11 protein-coding genes and 3 pseudogenes are annotated in these 18,919 nt (G+C 46.4%); 10 read left to right on the forward strand and 4 right to left on the reverse strand.

Translation table 11 applies throughout. The features are described from left to right. Nucleotides 1-26 precede the first annotated feature (26 nt). Nucleotides 27-1,019, forward strand: coding sequence for a permease (locus tag OSC7112_RS11700; protein ID WP_015176097.1), 993 nt, complete (start codon nucleotides 27-29; stop codon nucleotides 1,017-1,019). Between the two features lie 141 nt (nucleotides 1,020-1,160). On the opposite strand, the gene OSC7112_RS11705 is transcribed toward OSC7112_RS11700, so the two are convergent. Continuing rightward, on the reverse strand, nucleotides 1,161-1,757 hold the full coding sequence (locus OSC7112_RS11705; protein ID WP_015176098.1) for a hypothetical protein: 597 nt from the start codon (nucleotides 1,755-1,757) through the stop codon (nucleotides 1,161-1,163). A gap of 59 nt (nucleotides 1,758-1,816) precedes the next feature. On the opposite strand from OSC7112_RS11705, the gene OSC7112_RS41740 reads away from it, so the two are divergent. The 3 genes from OSC7112_RS41740 to OSC7112_RS11720 all read left to right on the forward strand — a co-directional run bounded on the left by OSC7112_RS41740 (nucleotide 1,817) and on the right by OSC7112_RS11720 (nucleotide 5,676). After that, nucleotides 1,817-1,951, forward strand: a complete 135-nt coding sequence (locus OSC7112_RS41740) for a hypothetical protein (RefSeq protein WP_263053603.1) — start codon at nucleotides 1,817-1,819, stop codon at nucleotides 1,949-1,951. A gap of 29 nt (nucleotides 1,952-1,980) precedes the next feature. Continuing rightward, the gene (locus OSC7112_RS11710) at nucleotides 1,981-3,540 is read left to right on the forward strand and encodes a phytoene desaturase family protein (RefSeq protein ID WP_015176099.1); all 1,560 of its coding nucleotides are present in this window, start codon (nucleotides 1,981-1,983) and stop codon (nucleotides 3,538-3,540) included. A 369-nt stretch (nucleotides 3,541-3,909) separates the two neighbouring features. Further along, a complete protein-coding gene (locus OSC7112_RS11720) occupies nucleotides 3,910-5,676 on the forward strand; it encodes an Rqc2 family fibronectin-binding protein (RefSeq protein ID WP_015176100.1) in 1,767 nt (588 codons plus the stop codon). Between the two features lie 595 nt (nucleotides 5,677-6,271). Here OSC7112_RS11720 and OSC7112_RS11725 read toward each other — a convergent pair. Beyond that, nucleotides 6,272-7,429 (reverse strand): annotated as a pseudogene (locus OSC7112_RS11725) (iron uptake porin); the annotation flags it as partial. A gap of 133 nt (nucleotides 7,430-7,562) precedes the next feature. Here OSC7112_RS11725 and OSC7112_RS11730 point away from each other — a divergent pair. Further along, nucleotides 7,563-9,058: pseudogene (locus tag OSC7112_RS11730) on the forward strand (IS5 family transposase). Nucleotides 9,059-9,108: 50 nt separating this feature from the next. Here OSC7112_RS11730 and OSC7112_RS11735 read toward each other — a convergent pair. Continuing rightward, a pseudogene (locus OSC7112_RS11735) lies at nucleotides 9,109-10,056 on the reverse strand (iron uptake porin); the annotation flags it as partial. A 426-nt stretch (nucleotides 10,057-10,482) separates the two neighbouring features. Here OSC7112_RS11735 and OSC7112_RS11740 point away from each other — a divergent pair. The 5 genes from OSC7112_RS11740 to OSC7112_RS11755 all read left to right on the forward strand — a co-directional run bounded on the left by OSC7112_RS11740 (nucleotide 10,483) and on the right by OSC7112_RS11755 (nucleotide 15,854). Further along, a complete protein-coding gene (locus OSC7112_RS11740; protein WP_015176101.1) occupies nucleotides 10,483-11,649 on the forward strand; it encodes a glycosyltransferase in 1,167 nt (388 codons plus the stop codon). A gap of 243 nt (nucleotides 11,650-11,892) precedes the next feature. Beyond that, a complete protein-coding gene (locus tag OSC7112_RS11745; protein ID WP_015176102.1) occupies nucleotides 11,893-12,624 on the forward strand; it encodes an undecaprenyl-phosphate galactose phosphotransferase family protein in 732 nt (243 codons plus the stop codon). Nucleotides 12,625-13,477: 853 nt separating this feature from the next. After that, nucleotides 13,478-14,509, forward strand: coding sequence for a GDP-mannose 4,6-dehydratase (gmd, locus tag OSC7112_RS11750; protein WP_015176103.1), 1,032 nt, complete (start codon nucleotides 13,478-13,480; stop codon nucleotides 14,507-14,509). A 49-nt stretch (nucleotides 14,510-14,558) separates the two neighbouring features. Then, nucleotides 14,559-14,708, forward strand: coding sequence for a hypothetical protein (locus OSC7112_RS39625; RefSeq protein ID WP_190274382.1), 150 nt, complete (start codon nucleotides 14,559-14,561; stop codon nucleotides 14,706-14,708). Between the two features lie 201 nt (nucleotides 14,709-14,909). Continuing rightward, nucleotides 14,910-15,854, forward strand: coding sequence for a GDP-L-fucose synthase family protein (locus OSC7112_RS11755; RefSeq protein WP_015176104.1), 945 nt, complete (start codon nucleotides 14,910-14,912; stop codon nucleotides 15,852-15,854). Between the two features lie 687 nt (nucleotides 15,855-16,541). Here OSC7112_RS11755 and OSC7112_RS11760 read toward each other — a convergent pair. Further along, entirely contained in the window at nucleotides 16,542-18,791 is a 2,250-nt protein-coding gene (locus OSC7112_RS11760) for a dynamin family protein (protein ID WP_015176105.1), read from the reverse strand. Between the last annotated feature and the right edge of the window lie 128 nt (nucleotides 18,792-18,919).

The raw sequence follows: 18,919 nt of genomic DNA on the forward strand, positions 1-18,919 counted from the left end.
AAAACTCTAATAACTGGAGAAAAACCATGTTCGATCCGTTTTATCCGTTCGACTGGTTAGCTACTCAGATTGTGACTCGCCTCTTGGGTTTATCTATAAAATCTCACCTCGGAGCCAGTTTACATTTTTTCCTTTACGATGTACCTAAAGTTTTAACATTGCTGATTGTAATCAGTTTTATTGTTGGTACATTTCAAAGCTTTTTAGAACCAGAAAAAGTCCGGCATTGGTTAGAAGGCAAGCGCACCTTCGGCGGGAATATCCTGGCGGCTATTGTGGGCATCATTACACCGTTTTGCTCCTGTTCGGCGGTTCCTCTTTTTATCGGATTTTTGGAAGCAGGTGTTCCTTTAGGAGTCACATTTTCCTATCTGATCTCAGCACCAATGGTCAATGAGGTGGCGGTGGTGTTGATCTGGGGATTATTTGGGTTGAAGGTTACGCTTCTTTATATCGGCTTCGGCGTTGGATTGGCGATCGCGGCTGGATATATCATCGGATTACTAAAATTAGAAAAATGGGTGGAACCCTTTGTTTGGGAACTCCAAAAATCCCGATCGCTAGAGGCTCAAACAGAGGAATTTGAATCTAATCAGCTCACTTGGAACCAGCGATTTCAACAGGGATGGTTTCAATCTAGTCAAATTGTGCAATCCGTTTGGCTTTATGTGGTCTTAGGAATTGCGATCGGTGCAGGAATTCATGGTTATGTTCCGACTACTTTAGTCACCCAGATAGCAGGACCTGACAACCCCTTAGCCGTTCCTATAGCTGTTATTTTAGGTGTGCCACTCTATGCGAATATTGCTGGTGTGATGCCGATTACTGAAGCACTGGTTAACAAAGGAATGCCCCTCGGAACTGTGTTAGCCTTCACAATGGCTGTTACCGCTCTTTCATTACCTGAGATGGTCATTTTGAAAAAAGTTCTTCGTCCTCAACTTTTAGCTGTTTTCATCAGCCTAATGACTCTTGGCATAATCTGTATCGGCTATTTATTCAATGCTCTTCTTGCTTAGCTGCAACCTACTATCTTAGTTGAGTGCCACATAGCCTTCTGGGTTCATATGCAGGAAATCTCGACTGTATTTGGGGTCAACTATCCCCTGGGAATTCGCCAATACGGGGCTGCTATCAAAAACAGTTACTCGATACTCTGCTCAATTGCTCTCAACTCTCCCCCACAAAGCCAAGCCGCCGCCCCTTCCCCTAGCGGCAATTATCCCATCTTCTACCAGAAAATATGCAAAAAATGCCTGCTTCCCCACACTCAAACTAAAAAATTCCGCCTCCCGCGCTTCTCCACCGCGAATAAATCCTTGATACACAGTTTTACCCAACACTTTCACAGTAATTCTGGTAAAATCAAAAGCTAAAATATTTTTATTAACCAAAAACTTAGTCGGCCCGGAAAGAGTTAGTACGATCGCCCCAACTTGCACCGAATTCTCCACCCTGCCGGTTTCGCTATTCTCTGCCCCTTCAGCAACAGGTTCTGCAGAATAAGCAATTTGAATTTTCGCAATCCACTGAGGGATGTAACGTCCCGCACCCAAGACAATCCCCGCTTTTTGTCGAGTCTTTTTGGTGCCGGTGATAAAGCAGAGTTGCCAGTTGCCGATTAATTGCTCGAAAGAATAGCGAATTTTATTTTGTTTCGCGCTTTTCTCAGCTTCTAAGAGGGCGGAGACTACGGTGGCAGGAGATGGTTTAGTATTCGATTTAGCGGCTTGTTCTAGAATTGATATGTTTTCCATTTAACTAACAATAACAGGAATTTACTAGGCTTGATGCAAAATTTTAAGGGACAGGCAAGATGCCTGTTCCACCAGCAGAGAGATTGCTTGTGCCACAGGCAAGATGCCTGCCTCTGACGGGCAACAGGCAAGATGCCTGTTCCACCACCAGAGAGATTGTGGCGCAGGCATCTTGCCTGCGGCCGAGTGATTGATAATATTAGCTGATGTAGCGGAGAAAAACATGGTTGCGATCGCCCCCACAGACACAGAAATCATCGTCGCCGGCAGCGGGATCGGCGGCTTGACTTGCGCTGCAATGCTTGCCCGCTATGGCTTTGATGTTGTGGTTTGCGAAAGCCATTCGATCGCGGGCGGGGCCGCACACGGTTTTGAACGCGACGGATTTAGGTTCGACTCCGGGCCCTCCCTGTACTCAGGATTATCCTACAGCCCGTCTGCGAATCCGCTGCGGCAAGTTTTGGATGCGATCGGCGAAAAACTCCCTTGCATCACCTACGATACCTGGGGTTGCTGTTTGCCAGAAGGCGATTTCGACACATCCGTCGGTGCGAGTCAATTTGGCGAAGTGCTCGCACAACTGCGCGGCGCGGCAGCAGTCGCCGAATGGCAGCAACTCCAGCGCATCATGGAACCCTACGCCAAAGCTGCCACAGCCTTGCCCTCCCTGGCTTTGCGCTTCGATTTGGGCAGTGTTTTTACCCTCGGCCAATTTGCGCCGGCTTTCCTGCAAAGTGCTGGCGATGCGATCGCACTTGCAGGCCCTTTCAGCAAAATTATGGACAAAAATGTCAAAGATCCGTTTGTCCGAAATTGGCTGAATTTGTTGTGTTTCCTGCTGTCTGGACTTCCCGCCGACGGAACGATCGCAGCCGAAGTCGCTTTCATGTTCGCCGACTGGTATCGCCCCAATGCAGTTTTGGACTATCCGATCGGCGGTAGCGCAGCTTTGGTAAATGCCCTGGTACGCGGTTTAGAGCGCCACGGAGGGCAGTTGCTGCTAAATTCCCACGTTGCAGAAGTTTTGGTGGAAAACAACCGGGCTGCGGGCGTGCGGCTGCGATCGGGCAAAATTATTCGATCGCACAAAGCCGTCGTCTCCAACGCTTCCGTTTGGGATACCCTGAAACTGTTGCCTGAAACCTCTGTCCCGCAAAGGTTTCGGCAACAGCGGCAGGCGACGCCCGAGTGCGACAGCTTCATGCACCTGCATCTGGGAATTGATGCTGCCGGAGTGCGATCGGACTTAGCTTGTCACTACATCTTCGTCAAAGACTGGGAAAAGGGCGTTTCTGCCCCTCAGAACGTCGTTCTCGTCTCGATTCCCTCCCTCCTCGACCCCGACCTCGCGCCTCCGGGAAAGCACGTCATTCACGCATATACGCCCGGAAACGAGCCTTACGATTTGTGGCAAAAGCTCGATAGAACCAGCGAAGAATACAAGCAGCAAAAGCAAGCGCGCGCCGAGGTAATGTGGGAAGCCTTAGAGAGAATTGTGCCCGATATTCGATCGCGCTGCGAAGTCACCTTAGTTGGGACACCCCTAACCCACGAACGGTTTTTGCGCCGCCATCGCGGTTCCTACGGGCCCGCAATTCGGGCGGGTAGCGGCTTGTTTCCCGGGCCGAGAACGCCTTTAGCGGGGCTGTTTTGCTGCGGAGATTCGACGTTTCCGGGAATTGGTTTGCCGGCTGTTGCTGCTAGCGGGGCGATCGCAGCCAATACGATCGCACCTGTGCACGAGCATTTGGAAATGCTGCGGGATATTGGTCTAAAAAATTAGACTTATTGCCTAATTTTTTCAATGATTGGGCAACCGCAAATTAACCCCGATCGACGCAGATATTTTCCTGATTGTTTGGGAATGAATGCAATTGGAGTCGAGTAGAGATAATCATTAATTAATTAGGTTTGTAGTGAGGAATCCAATTCCTCTGTATTTTATGAGGAATTTAATTTCTCACTACAAACACCTGATTGTTGTCTCCTGTATTTGCCGCCCTTGGCGATGGCACATTCTGATGCCCGGATTTTCAATCACCGGATTTTTAACAGATTTTAAAATTTGGTTGCAAAACTTTGATACAATCGGTCAAATGCGACCTAAATCTGTCAGCATAGAAATAGATAGTTCGATCGCAAAGAGGCCACCGTGCAACCCGTAGACTTTACAACTTTAACCGCAGCTTGCAGCGAACTGCGAGCCCAATGGCTGCCAGCGCGCTTAGAACAAGTCTACCAGCGCGATCGATTTACCGTGTCCCTAGCCCTCCGCACCATGAAAGGGCGCGGCTGGATTGACCTTTCCTGGCATCCTGTGGCCGCCCGCATCTGCGTCGGCGACCCCCCGCCCCGCATTCCCGATACCTTCACATTCAGCGAACAACTGCGGCACCAACTCAGCGGTTTAGCCTTAGTTTCCATCGCCCCCGTTGCATCCTGGGAAAGAGTCATCGACTTGCAATTCGCCAAACGCCCCGGAGAACCCGCCCTCTGGCACCTCTGGGCCGAAATCATGGGCAAGTACAGCAACGTCATCCTCACCGCCCAAGACAATCTCGTTGTCACCTGCGCCCACCAAGTCAGCGCCAAACAGTCCACCGTCCGTCCCATCCAAACCGGGCAACCCTACGAAATGCCCCCGTCTTTGACCGATGCAGTGCCGAGTCTGAGCGAATCTCAAAACCGCTGGCAATCGCGAATTAGCCTGGTTCCCGGTCAATTACACCGCAATCTGTTGAAGAATTACCGGGGGTTGAGTAAAGCCTTAATTTTTTCAATGATTCGATCGGCTTCTTTAGACCCCGAACAATCCACCGACAGCCTGAATCCCGACGACTGGCAGCAACTATTCCAGCGCTGGCTGTACTGGCTGCAATGCCTAGAAAATTCCAAATTTCACCCGAGTTTTACCCCCGAAGGCTACACAGTCATCGACTGGCCGACACCCGAGGTAAAAGAGACAAATCCTGTAAACGAATTTAACTCCTCTGTTCCTTCTTCCTTCTCTTCCGTTCAAGAATTACTTAACAGCTACTACACAGGCGAAATCAATCAAGAAGTATTCGCCCAAGTGCGGCATCAGCTTACCCAAAAACTCAACAACGTCCTCGCAAAACTGCGCCTCAAAGCCAACACATTTAAAGAACGCTTGCAGCAATCCGCCGACGCCGACATCCACAAATCCCAAGCCGACTTGCTGATGGCAAATTTGCAGCATTGGGAACCGGGAATGAAATCAATTTCTCTCCCCGACTTTGAAACCGAAAAACCAGTTATCATTCCCCTAAACCCGGAAAAAAACGCCGTTCAAAACGCTCAAGCCCTGTACAAAAAACACCAAAAACTTAAAAGAGCTCGCATAGCAGTAGAACCTTTGTTAGCCGCCGTACAGGAAGAAATCGACTATTTAGAACAAGTTGAAGCCGCACTTTCGGTATTGGAAACCTACCGCAACACCCAAGATTTGCAAACCCTCGCCGAAATCCGCGAAGAACTGATCCAGCAAAAATATCTGGATGTACCAGATTACCGCAGTACCGACAAAAATGCTGCGATCGAATTTCACCGCTACCAAACCCCCAGCGGCTTTGAATTATTAATCGGGCGCAACAACCGCCAAAACGACCAACTCACTTTTCGCACCGCCAACGACTACGACTTGTGGTTCCACACCCTAGAGATTCCCGGAAGCCACGCTTTGCTGCGTCTCAAACCCGGTACTGTGGCTGAAGAAACTGATTTGCAATTTGCCGCAGACATGACTGCTTATTACAGTCGCGCCCGCCACAGCGAACAAGTCCCGGTGGTTTATACAGAACCGAAATATGTATACAAGCCGAAAGGCGCGAAACCTGGTATGGTTGTATACAAGCAGGAGCGGATTGTCTGGGGTAGACCGCAGCAAGCTCCGGCGTGATTTATATAAAGTGAGAAACAGGGGCGATCGGGAATCGAAACTTGGTTTTTCGGCAAAATAATCGGTTTGGTAGCGATAAACCTACGCACAAACCGGGTTTTTGAAGCCCTTGGATTATACAAAGTGACCAAGAGTGCGATCGTCCTAAAAATTAAAAACCACTTGTAAAGTAAAGTTTTATTACAGAAAATTAAATTTTGTTGTTATAGTACCCCTTAAGAGAGATGATATTTCTTTTAGAACCCTTTGCAAAGAAACGTGCAACTTGGGTTTCCTCACTGTGAGAACAACACTGTGGGAACACAACGGATTTAACTATTTGTGCAGACCAGCTTTTGCTAAAGCTGGTCGTTTTTGTTGAAACCTTAAACCCAAGCCCGGAGAATTTTAGATTTTAGATTTTAGATTTTAGATTTTAATCTAAAATCTAGGACTTACGCACGGGTGGTCAGAAACCGGGTTTTTATGCCGAAAATACTGTATCCCGACCTTTAAAACTGGTAAAAACCCGGTTTCTTTGGTATTTGTGCGTCCAGGACTAAAATCTAAAATCTAAAATCTAAAATCTAAAATCTAAAATCCCCAAGGGCTGATCCTAGAAAGTAAACGTCGTTCTGATCACCCCAATCACCAAATCAGAATTATCCTTATTGTGGTCGGGAGCAGTCAGCCAAATCACACCAGGAGTGACAGAAATATTGTCGCTCAACTTAAACTGATAAAAACCTTCAACGTGCAGCGAAGTATCCTTATCTTCCGGCAAAGTCCGATTAGTAGAAGTCGTCACCCGCGGCTCCATACCTACCAGAATCCCCGCCACATTTCCTTCTTTCAACAAATCGGGAAAAGCCAAAGTAACTGCCCAGTTCCAGATTTTTTGATCCCCCCGCTGCACAGAACCGGTAGGAGTAGCCAAGTTCGATAAAATGCGCTGGTTGGTGTAACCCGCCCAACCGCCAATTGCAAATCTCCGGTTCAACCGCCACGAAGCTTGCGCGCCGTAGGAATTGCTAGAAACTGGCAGATTGCTATCGCTGTCGAGCCCGAAGGAACCGAGACGCACCGGGAAATTAGAAGCATTGCTGCCGGTACCTGTGACGAAGTTGTAGGAATTAACGTAAGTTAAACCTAAAGCCATGTTGTCGTTCGGTTTGAAAGTCAACTGAGCCAAACCGCCGTAAGAACCGTTGAACAAACCGTTACCCCGCGTCGGGTTCGCGGCGTTGCCGGCCAAATATCCCAAACTCAGTTCGAGTTTTTCCCCAAACTGATGCCGCAGAGCGATGCCAGAACCGCCAGTCAAATAGTAAATCGGGTTGCGAGTACCGAAGTTAGAAAGAGCACCGCTGCCGCCGTCTCCGTCAAAGTAAGGGTTGACTGTGTTGGTAAAATCGTCAGCCGCGCCGGCGTTGGCTTCGAGAATTACAGTAGTGCTTTTGCCTAGAGGGAATTGGTAAAGCAGCGCATCTAAACCTACAGTATTGCTAGCCTCGCCAAAAGGCCCGGCATTAAACCGCAATTCCCCTTCAGCGGTTTTCGTATTATTAGTAGAAAACGAACCCAGATTCAAAACTTGCAATCGAGTTCTCAGCAAATCTTCTCCAGAAAAGCTGGTGTCAAAATTGAGACGAACCCTGCTGCCAAAAGCAGTCGTTTTATCAGCTTCGCGGCCCTCGGCATCCTCTCCCCCGGCGATACCCGCCAAACCAAATATCACTTCGCCGTTGAGTTTAGTTGTAGTTGAAAACTGATTTGCTTCTAATTCGGGCTTGCTGAATCAGTGAGAAAAGTAAACAGTGTATGGGTTTTCCGAACAAAAAAGTAGTAAGGGTCGCCGTGAAAAACAGGTATAATCAGTCAAAACCCGTGCATCACCACCTGCGATCGTGTATAGAAAAGCTGAGCTTGCCCCAAGCTCCCCATCCGACTTTGAACTCCCCTTTGAAGGAAGATTGTCAGAAGATAACCGTTGGGTAAAAATGACCCAACTAATTCCTTGGTTAGAATTTGAATCAGAATATGCTGCAAATTTTCCGACCGAAATGGGAGCACCCGCTTGCATCATTTAGGATGGCATTAGGGGCATTAATTATCAAAGAAAAGCTGGGAATCAGCGACATAGAAACAGTAGAACAGATCCGAGAAAACCCATACCTGCAATACTTTATAGGTCAATCAACATACAGTAATGAACCCCCATTTGATCCATCATTATTAGTCCACTTTCGGCAGCGAATCAGTGCAAACTTAATCAAGAAAGTGAACGAACGGATGGTGGAAAAAATGCGCGAAACCACCCCAAAACCGCCCGAAAAAAAAAAGGATTCGGACGCAAAAAATGAATTAACCAATCAAGGAAAATTAGTCATAGATGCGACCTGTGCTCCAGCAGATATTAGCTATCCCACCGACTTAGGGCTATTAAACCGAGCCAGAGTTCATACCGAAAAAATCATCGATATTCTCTATAAATCCCTCAAAGTAAAAATCAATAAAAAACCCAGAACCTACCGGAAAATAGCCAGGAAAGACTACTTAGCAGTAGCAAAACAACGACGACCTAAACGAAACAAAAAAATCCAAGCCCTTAAAAACAACTGCAATATATCAAAAGAAACCTCGCTAATATTGAACAGCTAATCGAATCAGGTGCCACCCTACAAAGTTTGACCAAAAAGCAATATAAAACCTTGCTAGTTCTCACAGAAGTCTATCGCCAACAACTCTGGTTATTGGAAAATAAAAAACAGAGTATATCGGACAGTTGGGGTAAGTTTAAGCCAACCGCACATCCGTCCCATTGTTAGAGGAAAAGCAGGAAAACCCGTAGAGTTTGGAGCTAAACTGTCAGCGAGTTGCAGTGAAGGATATGTATTTTTAGACCGGATAAGTTGGGATAACTTTAACGAATCAGGAGACTTAAAAGCACTCATTTGAAGCATTTAAAATTTACACAGGATGCTATCCAGAATCAGTCCATGCCGATCGCATTTATCGAACCAGGGAAAATCGAGCCTGGTGTAAAGAAAGAGGAATTAGAATTAGTGGCCCCCCTTTAGGAAGGCCACCAGCAATTGTTAGTAAGGAAACCAAGAAACAAGCCTGGGAAGATGAAAGAATTCGTAACTCTATTGAGGGCAAATTTGGACAAGGTAAAAGAAGATTTAGCTTGAATCGAGTGATGGCAAAGCTTGATAATACTTCGGAAACAGCTATTGCTATTACTTTTTTAGTGATGAACCTTGCTACCTGGTTAAGACGGGTTTTTTGTGTGTTTTTATGTCAAAAACCAAAAATCACACCTATTTATGGTTCAATGATTATTAAAAGCTATAACTGGGCAAGTTATAGTCAACAAAAAGTTATGTTTTGCCGAGCTTGAATTGCCCATTAATTGCGATCGCGATTTTTCCTAACTTATTCAGTAAGCCCTAATTCAGAGGCGCGCGCTTCCAAAACATCGACTCGGCCGCGCAAAGTTGCCAATTCCGCCGCAAATTCTTCTTGCAACCTTTGCACAGAAGCCAAATCTTCTCGCGTCGCCAGATTTCTGGAGCCGCCTTGAATCAGCTCGCTAACTTTATCCAAACACGCATTTAAACCTGCTGCAAACTCGTAGCGAGTCATCGCCCGGTTGCCGCGGAAAGTGCCGTCAGGATAGCCAGCTATGCACCCGTAGCGCTCTACTAGAGACTGCAAAGCTTGGAATGCCCAATCGGTGGGCCGAACGTCGGAAAGTTGCGAAACAGAGGTTACTTGGCCGACTGCATCTTCGCTGCTACTGCCTTCTGTGCTGTATTCATTGATTTGTTCTAAAACATTTGACTGTGCTGGAGTTTGGGTACTTGGATTTGGCGATTGGGAAATTTGTTCGGGTTGTGCGACGGGTTTTTCCGCGCTTAAATTAGCGGGTGCAACGGCGGGTTGCGTTTCGCTTAAGTTTGCGGGGGCGACTGCGGGAATTTGCTCCGCGACAGGTTGTTCAACACTTATGTTTGCGGGCGCGACTGCGGGTTGGGTTTGGCTTAAATCTGCTGCAACTTCGTTTTCCGGTGCTTTTACCTGTTCGGCAACTGGGGCAATCGGATCGTTAGCGTTAGCGAAGCGATCCGAAGGAAAGCCCTTGTAGAGGTTCGCACTTTCTTTCTCAATAGTTTCAACAGTCAAGTTGCTAGCTAGTGACGCTGGTTCGGCAGTCTCAGGCTTTGCCGTCTCAGGCTTTGCCGCCTCGGTTGCAGCACCTGCTAATTGCAGATCGGCTTGAGCTGCCGCAGCAGTTTCTACAGGTTGCTCTGCTGCTAGCGCCGTCGAAGATACGACCAAACTTGCTGCCAATACCGCAGGACCCAGTGAGAGTCCTTTCCACAAAATTCTAGACATTTTTAGCTCACACCACGTTAATTCGATCGCCCGTTCCGAAGATTTAGGCGCCCGCAAATCACCTTAAGTATTCCGCCTAATAGTATTTCTTGTCAACAATCGGGGAAATCACTGCCGAAGAGTGCAGTTTTGCTGTGGCTGATTTGACAAAAACCCCGTTTCTTCCCAAAATCCTTGGTTTGACTCACCGAAGAGCACCATTCTCAAGAACAGGCAAGATGCCTGTTCCACAAGAAAATTCACTCTTTGTGGAACAGGCATCTTGCCTGTTCCTAAACAAATAATTGAGAATGGTGCAACATCTCAGTTTAAAGATACCTACCTAGAAACCTGGTTGATGACCCGATATTGCGTAAGTGATCCCTCAGTAAGATTAATATTGACAGAACTGGCGCTAACACATCGTTCGATCGGCTACAAATACAAGTGAAACAACTCAAATACGCCCTAGTTCACGAATGGTTGACGCCCTTAGCTACTGGCGGTTCAGAACTCGTAGTACAGGAAATCCTCAAACACGTAGACGAGGCAGATATCTATGCCCTCATCGACTTTGAATCAACCAATCCCGAAAGCTATCTTTTCGGGCGACAGATTGGCACAACATTTTTGCAGCACTTTCCCAAGGCCCGCAATGGCGTCCAAAAATATCTGCCATTTCTGCCGATCGCGATCGAACAACTAGATCTGCGAGAATACGACATCATCCTCTCCTCATCCCATGCCGTTGCCAAAGGCATCCTCAGCAGTCCCCAGCAAATGCACGTCTGCTACTGCCACACGCCCATGCGCTACGCTTGGGACTTAACTTTTGACTATTTGCGTAGCAGCAAAGCCGGACGGGGCATCCAGGGTCTGCTGACGCGATATTTGTTGCATCGACTGCGGCAGTGGGACGTAATTTCCGCCAATCGCGTTGATTATTTCATCGCTAACTCTCAACACACTGCGCGCCGAATTTGGCGGTGCTATCGGCGGCGGGCCCAGGTGATTTATCCGCCGGTAAATATCGAGCGATTTTCCTTGATGCGGCAAAAACAAGACTTTTACGTCACAGTTTGTCGGTTGGTAAGTTACAAAAACGTAAGTGCGATCGTCCAAGCATTCAATCAACTCGGGCATACTCTAATTGTGATCGGCACCGGGCCAGAATTAGAAATGATTCGGCAAATCGCCAAACCCAACGTGCAAGTGCTCGGCTGGCAGCCCGCCTCCATAGTTGAAAAGTACATGGCAGAGGCGAAAGCCTTTGTCTATGCAGCTTGCGAAGATTTTGGCATAGCTTTGGTAGAGGCTCAAGCTTGCGGAACGCCGGTAATTTCCTATGCAGCAGGGGGCGCTTTGGAGACAGTGCTCGACATTCGCCAACACCCAGAGACGGGGACTGGTTTATTTTTTTCCTCCCAAACCGCAGCAGCATTAGTCGAAGCTGTCGAGGAATTTGAGCAGTTGCAAGGCAAGTTTGGGCCAGAAATCTGCAGGTTGCGCGCTGAACAGTTTGCCCCCGATGTCTTTGGGCAGCGCTATCTAGCTTTTGTGGAACGCTGCTATCAGGAATTTCAATCCCGCGATTTTACCAAGTCTGGGACTTGACAGTACCAGATCCCGATAGCGGGACAATCTTCCTTCTGCCTTTGTATAAGTGCCTTCAGAAGACCTCGGCATAAGTGCCTGGTGCCTTCTTCCTTCTGCCGCCAGAAGCCCTCTTCCTTCTTCCTTCTGCCTTTTGAAGCCTTCTGAAGGCAGAAAATTGAGTATTGGAAACATAATTCAGAGAACAAAGCGTCTTGAGGCTTTATGATCAGGACTGTGTGTGGTGTGAAGTGAAGGAGTAAGATGACTGCCGACAGCCAACTAATCTCCGGCAAGGTAATTCGAGCGATCGCAAGACGCGGTTTTGGGTCTGTCCTGCAAGGAGATAGACGCATAAGTCGTTCTCTACAGAGCCTCGACGGAGAACTTTTCAAGCGGTTATTTGACATCCTGTTTTCCTTATCGGTTCTGATCCTGTTTGCTCCGGTTTACCTGCTTTTGGCTTTCTTAATCGCCTTAAGCTCGCCCGGTCCTATTTTTTACGTACAGGAACGAGTAGGCAAAAACCGTAAAAAGTTTTATTGCCTGAAATTCAGAACGATGGTGGAAAATGCGGACGATATATTGCTGGAAATCATGGAAAATTCTCCGCATTTGCGTCAAGAGTTTGAGGACAATTTCAAGCTGAAACAAGACCCTCGAATTACCTGGATTGGAAGATTTTTACGAATGACCAGTTTAGACGAGTTTCCCCAGTTTTGGAATGTTTTAAAAGGAGATATGAGCGTCGTCGGACCCAGACCTTTAGTTGAAGAAGAACTGCCGAGATACGGCCGTCACATCAACAAAATTCTCACCATAAGACCTGGAATTACAGGCTTGTGGCAAGTGTCCGGTCGCAACGACATTCCCTATCCCCGCCGAGTCCAAATCGACCTCTATTACGCAAATGACAAAAACCTTTGGATGGATATGTGGATTGTTTTCAAAACAATTGGAGTTGTGATTTTTCCCAAAAATAACGGCGCATACTAATTTTTGTCCGCAGTCAGCAATCGGTAGTTAGTTTTATTTGTTACTGACCACTGATGCTGACTACTTACAGCAAGCGACAAACTCTTTGTCAAAACTCAACAGTTCCTGGATGCCGGTCGAAGAATTGTCAGCTTAACTAAAGGGGGAAATACTTAAATAAACCTATCTCTTCTTCACCTAGAAAGATCGGTTCTTCTAGATAGACTACTTTAGGTTTAGGTGTTAAACTTAACTCTATAGCGCGTCGCGTGAGAACCCCGGTCTTTCCCGCAGGGTATGAAACGCACTTGTAGCCTTTAGGCTACGAGTCTGTGTTATAATAATTGAGCAATGCCGAACAAGTAGGCGTATCAACTACGTGATGAACTATTCCTAGTACGGTGAGATTCCCGGCAGTAAGACACCCTCAGCGTTCATCGTCTGAGAAAGACTAAGGCACAGCCAAGCAACGCAGGATAGTGAGCGTACCGAACTGGCAAGCGTGTTGAAAAGTGCGAACGAAAGCATACAAAAAGTAAGCGTAATTGCAACACCGAAAGGTAGTTGTTTTGAACGTCTAGAGGTGTCTTGACAGCACCTTTAAGAGTGTTAAAGTTTCTCAAGAATCTCCGTACCTTCAGGTCGGAGAGTGTCAAAACCTTTGGCTTAAGGGGGATAGCCTACTTATCTTGGGATAGCCCACTACCCAACAGCGTAGGAAGTAAACTTCAACTGGCTTTAGGTAACTAAAGTTAAGTTTGAGTAAGTTTTATAAAGCAGTTAACGTAGAATTTGAGAATACGACCGGCAGGGAGCAACAGCCTCTGCCAAAAAATTTATTGTGAATTAACACAGCCTGTCAAAGGAAAATCAGATGACGCAACGTAAGCGAGCGCTAATAACAGGTATTACAGGTCAAGACGGCTCCTACTTGAGCGAATTACTCTTAGAGAAAGGATATGAAGTTCACGGCATTATCCGGCGCAGTTCTAGTTTCAATACCGATCGAATTGACCACATCTATGTCGATCCTCACAGCGAGGGTGCGCGCCTGTTTCTACACTACGGCGACTTGACGGACGGCACCACTCTCCGCCGGATCTTGGAAGAAGTCCAGCCGGTAGAAATTTATAACTTAGGCGCTCAATCTCACGTTCGAGTGAGTTTTGACTCGCCGGAATATACGGTTGACACAGTAGGAATGGGAGTATTGCGGCTGCTAGAAGCAATTCGGGACTATCAGCACCGCACCGGCATAGAAGTGCGGTTCTATCAAGCAGGTTCTTCGGAAATGTTTGGTTTGGTACAGGAAGTTCCGCAGAAAGAAACAACTCCTTTTTATCCCAGAAGTCCTTACGCCTGCGCCAAAGTTTACGGGCACTGGCAAACAGTAAATTATCGCGAATCTTACGGACTTTTTGCCTGCAACGGCATCTTGTTCAATCACGAATCTCCCCGCCGTGGCGAAACTTTTGTAACTCGCAAAATTACTCGCGCCGTGGCCAGAATAGTGGCCGGCAAGCAGAAAAAACTTTACTTGGGCAATCTCGATTCTAAGCGGGACTGGGGCTATGCTAAAGACTACGTGCGGGCTATGTGGCTGATGCTGCAACAAGAAAAGCCTGACGATTATGTCATTGCTACCAACGAGACCCATTCCATTAAGGAATTTCTCGATTTGGCTTTTACTTACGTCAATTTAGATTGGCAAAAATATGTGGAGTTTGACGAACGTTACTTGCGTCCGGCCGAAGTCGAACTGTTGATTGGCGATTCGACTAAGGCGCGCCAGCAATTAAATTGGGAACCTTCTGTAACTTTTCAGGAGTTAGTACATTTAATGGTAGATGCTGACATGAAAGCTTTAGACCAGCAAGGTCGGGGTTCGGGCAACGGATTTGATTAAGTCGCTAAATCAAGCCGTCAGTGCCAACAATTTGTAGGGGTAGGGCCCCGTGTCTACCCCTTTGGCGAAAGGCGCACCGGCGGGGGATAGCCCGTGCAAACTCTTCACAACCGATCGGAGGATTGTTACAGCTATTAGCGCGATCGGCATTCAAAGAACCAGCTTAATTGCTCGCCAAATTTTCGGCTGTGCGGGCTAAAAAAAACATTAAAATGATAGTTGAGGACTCGCTACTCATAAATCTAACTTTCGGGCGTGCACGGAGAAGTTCCTATCAGCAGCAGCTACAACAGATTTGTGGGCAACCTCGTCCTGTAGCTGAAAGCTTTTTTTGCTAAAGCAAAAATTTTAGAATTGAAATTGTCGATCGACCTTTATTCAAAATCCCGAGGCTAAAATTATGACAAGCTTGGATTTAAGCAGCAAACGCATTCTAGTCACGGGCGGCGCCGGTTTCTTGGGCCGTCAGGTAATCGACCAGCTAGTGAAAGCAGGGGCCGATACTGATAAAATTTCGGTGACTCGATCGCGCGACTGCGACCTCCGCGTCATGGAAAACTGCAAGCGCGCCGCCGACCAACAAAATATAATCATACACCTCGCCGCCCACGTCGGCGGCATCGGTTTAAACCAACTCAAACCCGCTGAATTATTTTACGACAATTTGATGATGGGCGCGCAACTAATCCACGCCGCCTACGAAGCAGGAGTCGAAAAATTTGTCTGCGTCGGCACAATTTGCGCTTATCCCAAATTCACCCCTGTTCCATTTAAAGAAGACGATCTCTGGAACGGCTATCCCGAAGAAACTAATGCACCTTACGGAATTGCCAAAAAAGCCTTATTAGTGCAACTGCAATCCTACCGCCAGCAGTACGAATTCAACGGTATCTACTTGCTACCAGTCAATTTATACGGCCCGGAAGATAACTTTGACCCGAAAAGTTCCCACGTCATCCCCGCATTAATTCGCAAAGTCCACGAAGCGCAAGTAAGGGGAGACAAAACACTGCCAGTTTGGGGCGATGGCAGCCCCAGCCGCGAGTTTTTGTATTCCACAGATGCCGCGCGGGGAATTGTGATGGCGACGCAAGATTACAGTGAATCTGACCCGGTTAATTTGGGAACAAATAGCGAAGTTAAAATTCGCGATTTGGTGGAAACAATTTGCGAGTTGATGGGATTTGAGGGAGAAATTGTCTGGGAAACAGACAAACCGAACGGTCAGCCGCGCCGCTGTTTGGATACCCAAAGGGCTAAGGAAAAGTTTGGTTTTGTTGCGGAGGTGAAGTTTAAGGAAGGGTTGAAAAATACGATCGACTGGTATCGAAAACACGCCGCGTAAGTGTGAAAAACCCGGTTTTTTGAAGAAACCGGGTTTTTTTAGGAATAATATTATTTCCGGTCGATTACCCCTAATACGGTAGGGGCGGGTTCACGAAAAATATCTGCCAATAATTGACAATCTCAAAAACCCGCCCTTTTAATCGCTCGATCGTACATGATATAATACTAAATGCGGGTGAGAAACCTCATTTATAAGAGTCGGCGGTGGCCACCTATCCTACACAAACCAGTCCCCCTTCTGGCACTAAGAAATTATACAAATTTGGGTGATAATTCACTGACAATAGTCGGCAGTTGAAACCGCTATTACACTTGCCTGTTGTCGTCCCAGAGGGCAACTAAGAAATCATACCAATCGATCGTCGATATCAGGGGCACGTTCTCCGGTTCAAATTACTTTTGCAATAGGTTTAGTGTTCAAGATTGATTTCTTGGGAATTAGCGTGGGAAGTTTTTAATGTCGTAAGCTGTTCTCCATTTAAATTGTGTGTCAAAAATCACTCAAATTATTGTGGGATGGGCACGCGAGCCCGTCCCGAATATGCAATTTAAACGCGCAACAGCTTAACAGTGCTGAAGTTTTACAATCTGACAAAAAAAGCTGGCGGGGTGACAACCCCGCCAGCCGTTCAATACGTCGTGTTATTGGGTTTGGGTGGTTTGCCACGAGAACCGCTGGTTTTTTTTACAAACATTCTCCCTGGGTATCCCAAGGAATGTTGGCGAAAAAAACCCTGAGTTTCTCCAGATTTATGATAATCTGTTCAATTCGTTCTTTTGACTGGGTATCAGTTGAAGTAATTTCGTGCAGATGCTTGAGATACTGTTTGCATTTTGCTTCAACTGCGTCGGCACCTTGATCAAAGGCTGTGGCTGTCTCTTCCCAATACTGGTCGATTCCTGCTAGGAATTTATTAACAACACCCTGTTTTGTTAAGAGTTTGTGAATTTCTTTTGCTAACCGCTTCTGCCAAGCTTCCCCAACTAAATTCCACACCAAAGAAGCAAATCCAGCAGCTAAACCGAGCCCTAGAACTATTGGGCCACCAATCGCACTTACGAAAGAAATTACTGCTGCCGTGCCACCGGTAGTAGCACCAAAAAGTGCTGACAAAAGACTGACTAATTTCCCTACTAAGATATAGCCACCAAGGTTGCCAAGACTGGCTGCCCAAGCGGCTAAAGCACCATAAGCACCTAAACCTGCTATCCCACCAAGAAAAGCTCCTTTTGTATCGAAGGGAATAGATACTACTATTCCATCTTTGTTGGGAAGTTTAGGCACTGGGTATTTTTCCAGAAAAGCGTCAATCTCAGCCTTGAGTTTTTCAGAATTGACACTAATTTGATTTTCTACATGAGTTTGCAGCAGATCGACTAAATAACCGGGAGCGTATTCTTGAGCCTCTTTCTTTTTGTCGTATCTCTGGCGAATCATTTTTTCTATGGAATCTACATCAATCTGTTTTTCCGCATAGGTCTGAAATGATTTGCGAGTATCTTTTTCTAAATCATTAATGCGTTTGCTCACTTCACTGCGTTTTTGCCACATTTGTCGCTGACGTTCAGGTTCATTCTTCTCCGCTTTCTCAAGCTCTTTTCGATACTCGTCTATTTTGGCAATTGTTGTTTGATATTGCTCAATCGAGTTAGCGTATTCTTGTGTATTGTCATATTTGACCGCATTAATTTCGCGATCGACACGACAGATGACTGTTTTAGGAAGAGTCTCGCGAAGGAGTTGGGTTAAATCATCAAAGAGACGCTGACAGCGATCCGGCCTTTCTGACCAGAAAGTGAAGAAACGCTTTTGCACATCTTCCTTGGTAATATCCTGCTTTGTTAGCTTTCGACGAAACTCTATAGCAGTTTCATCAAGTTCTTTATACAGCCTTGCTGAAGCTTTATTGAGAATTGTGGGAAGCTCATCGTCACGGATACTCGGATCTGCGTGTGTCGCCACAATAAAGAAATTGCCTAGCGTCGGAAAGTCCTTGCATTCATTCTCTGGGGCCGGCAGCAAACGCAGCAAATTCCGAAGTCGCACCATATCTTGACCATTGATGTGACCCTTGGCAGGAGAAGCATAAAGCAAGACATTAGCAATCTTGGTGGCACTATTAGCTTTCTCAACATCCTTTGATACTTCATCTTGTTTATCAGAGTAACCGGGAAGGTCAATCAGATTACACGCTTTTAACAAAGGAGCATCTACATAAACTATAGCTGTATGTCCGCCGTCATTGCTGTCGTCAGAGTCATCATATTGATGTACGCCATATTTTTCTAGCACGTCAAAGGAACCGAATTGCAAAAAATGCTTCTGACAACGCTCCCGATCCTCTAAATATAGGAAGTTAAAATTTAGCTTTCCGTTTTCATCTTGCCAAAATTTTTCATCAATAATTCCCACGTTTCCATCAAACCATTCGGGGCGACTTTCCACATGACAAACAATGGTAATGACTCTTGTTGCAGGCTGATAGCCTATTGGCAATATTTTTTTGCCTAAAAGAGTATTAGCAAGATAGGATTTGCCAGAGTCAAATGCTCCTGTCAAGACAACATTTGGTTTTTGGTAATACTGGTTAATTTGTCCTTGCAGATCGTTAGGTCTACGTAGATCGGTTGGCAATTCCAGCCCAGAAAAAAAAGAATTTTCATCGATATACTGATTAAGTAAATTTAGCCGGCGATAAAGTTCAGCGTAGGGACTGCGTGGTTCAATTCCTGGGAGTGGATGTATTTCCTCTGACATGGCAGTTGCAATGTCAACACCTAATATTTGAAGCCATTTTACTGCCATTCCCATCGGAACTTTTGCAGGGAACTGCTCATAATGTCTAACCTGATCGGCGGAGATTCCGAGCCGACTGGCAACTGCTTCTTGACTTATACCTTTCGGTTCGCGATAGCGTCTAAAATTAATGTTCATAGCATTCTCCTACCCGCTAGTTTAACCCACAGGAAGTTATTTGTTTTTTATAATTATCTTCTAATTATGAATTTATCGGAGTAATAAAATGTCAAATTTTATCAGCAATTGAGACGAGGTATCTGTCA

Source organism: Oscillatoria nigro-viridis PCC 7112 (assembly GCF_000317475.1).
In the GTDB taxonomy this organism is placed as follows: domain Bacteria; phylum Cyanobacteriota; class Cyanobacteriia; order Cyanobacteriales; family Microcoleaceae; genus Microcoleus; species Microcoleus nigroviridis.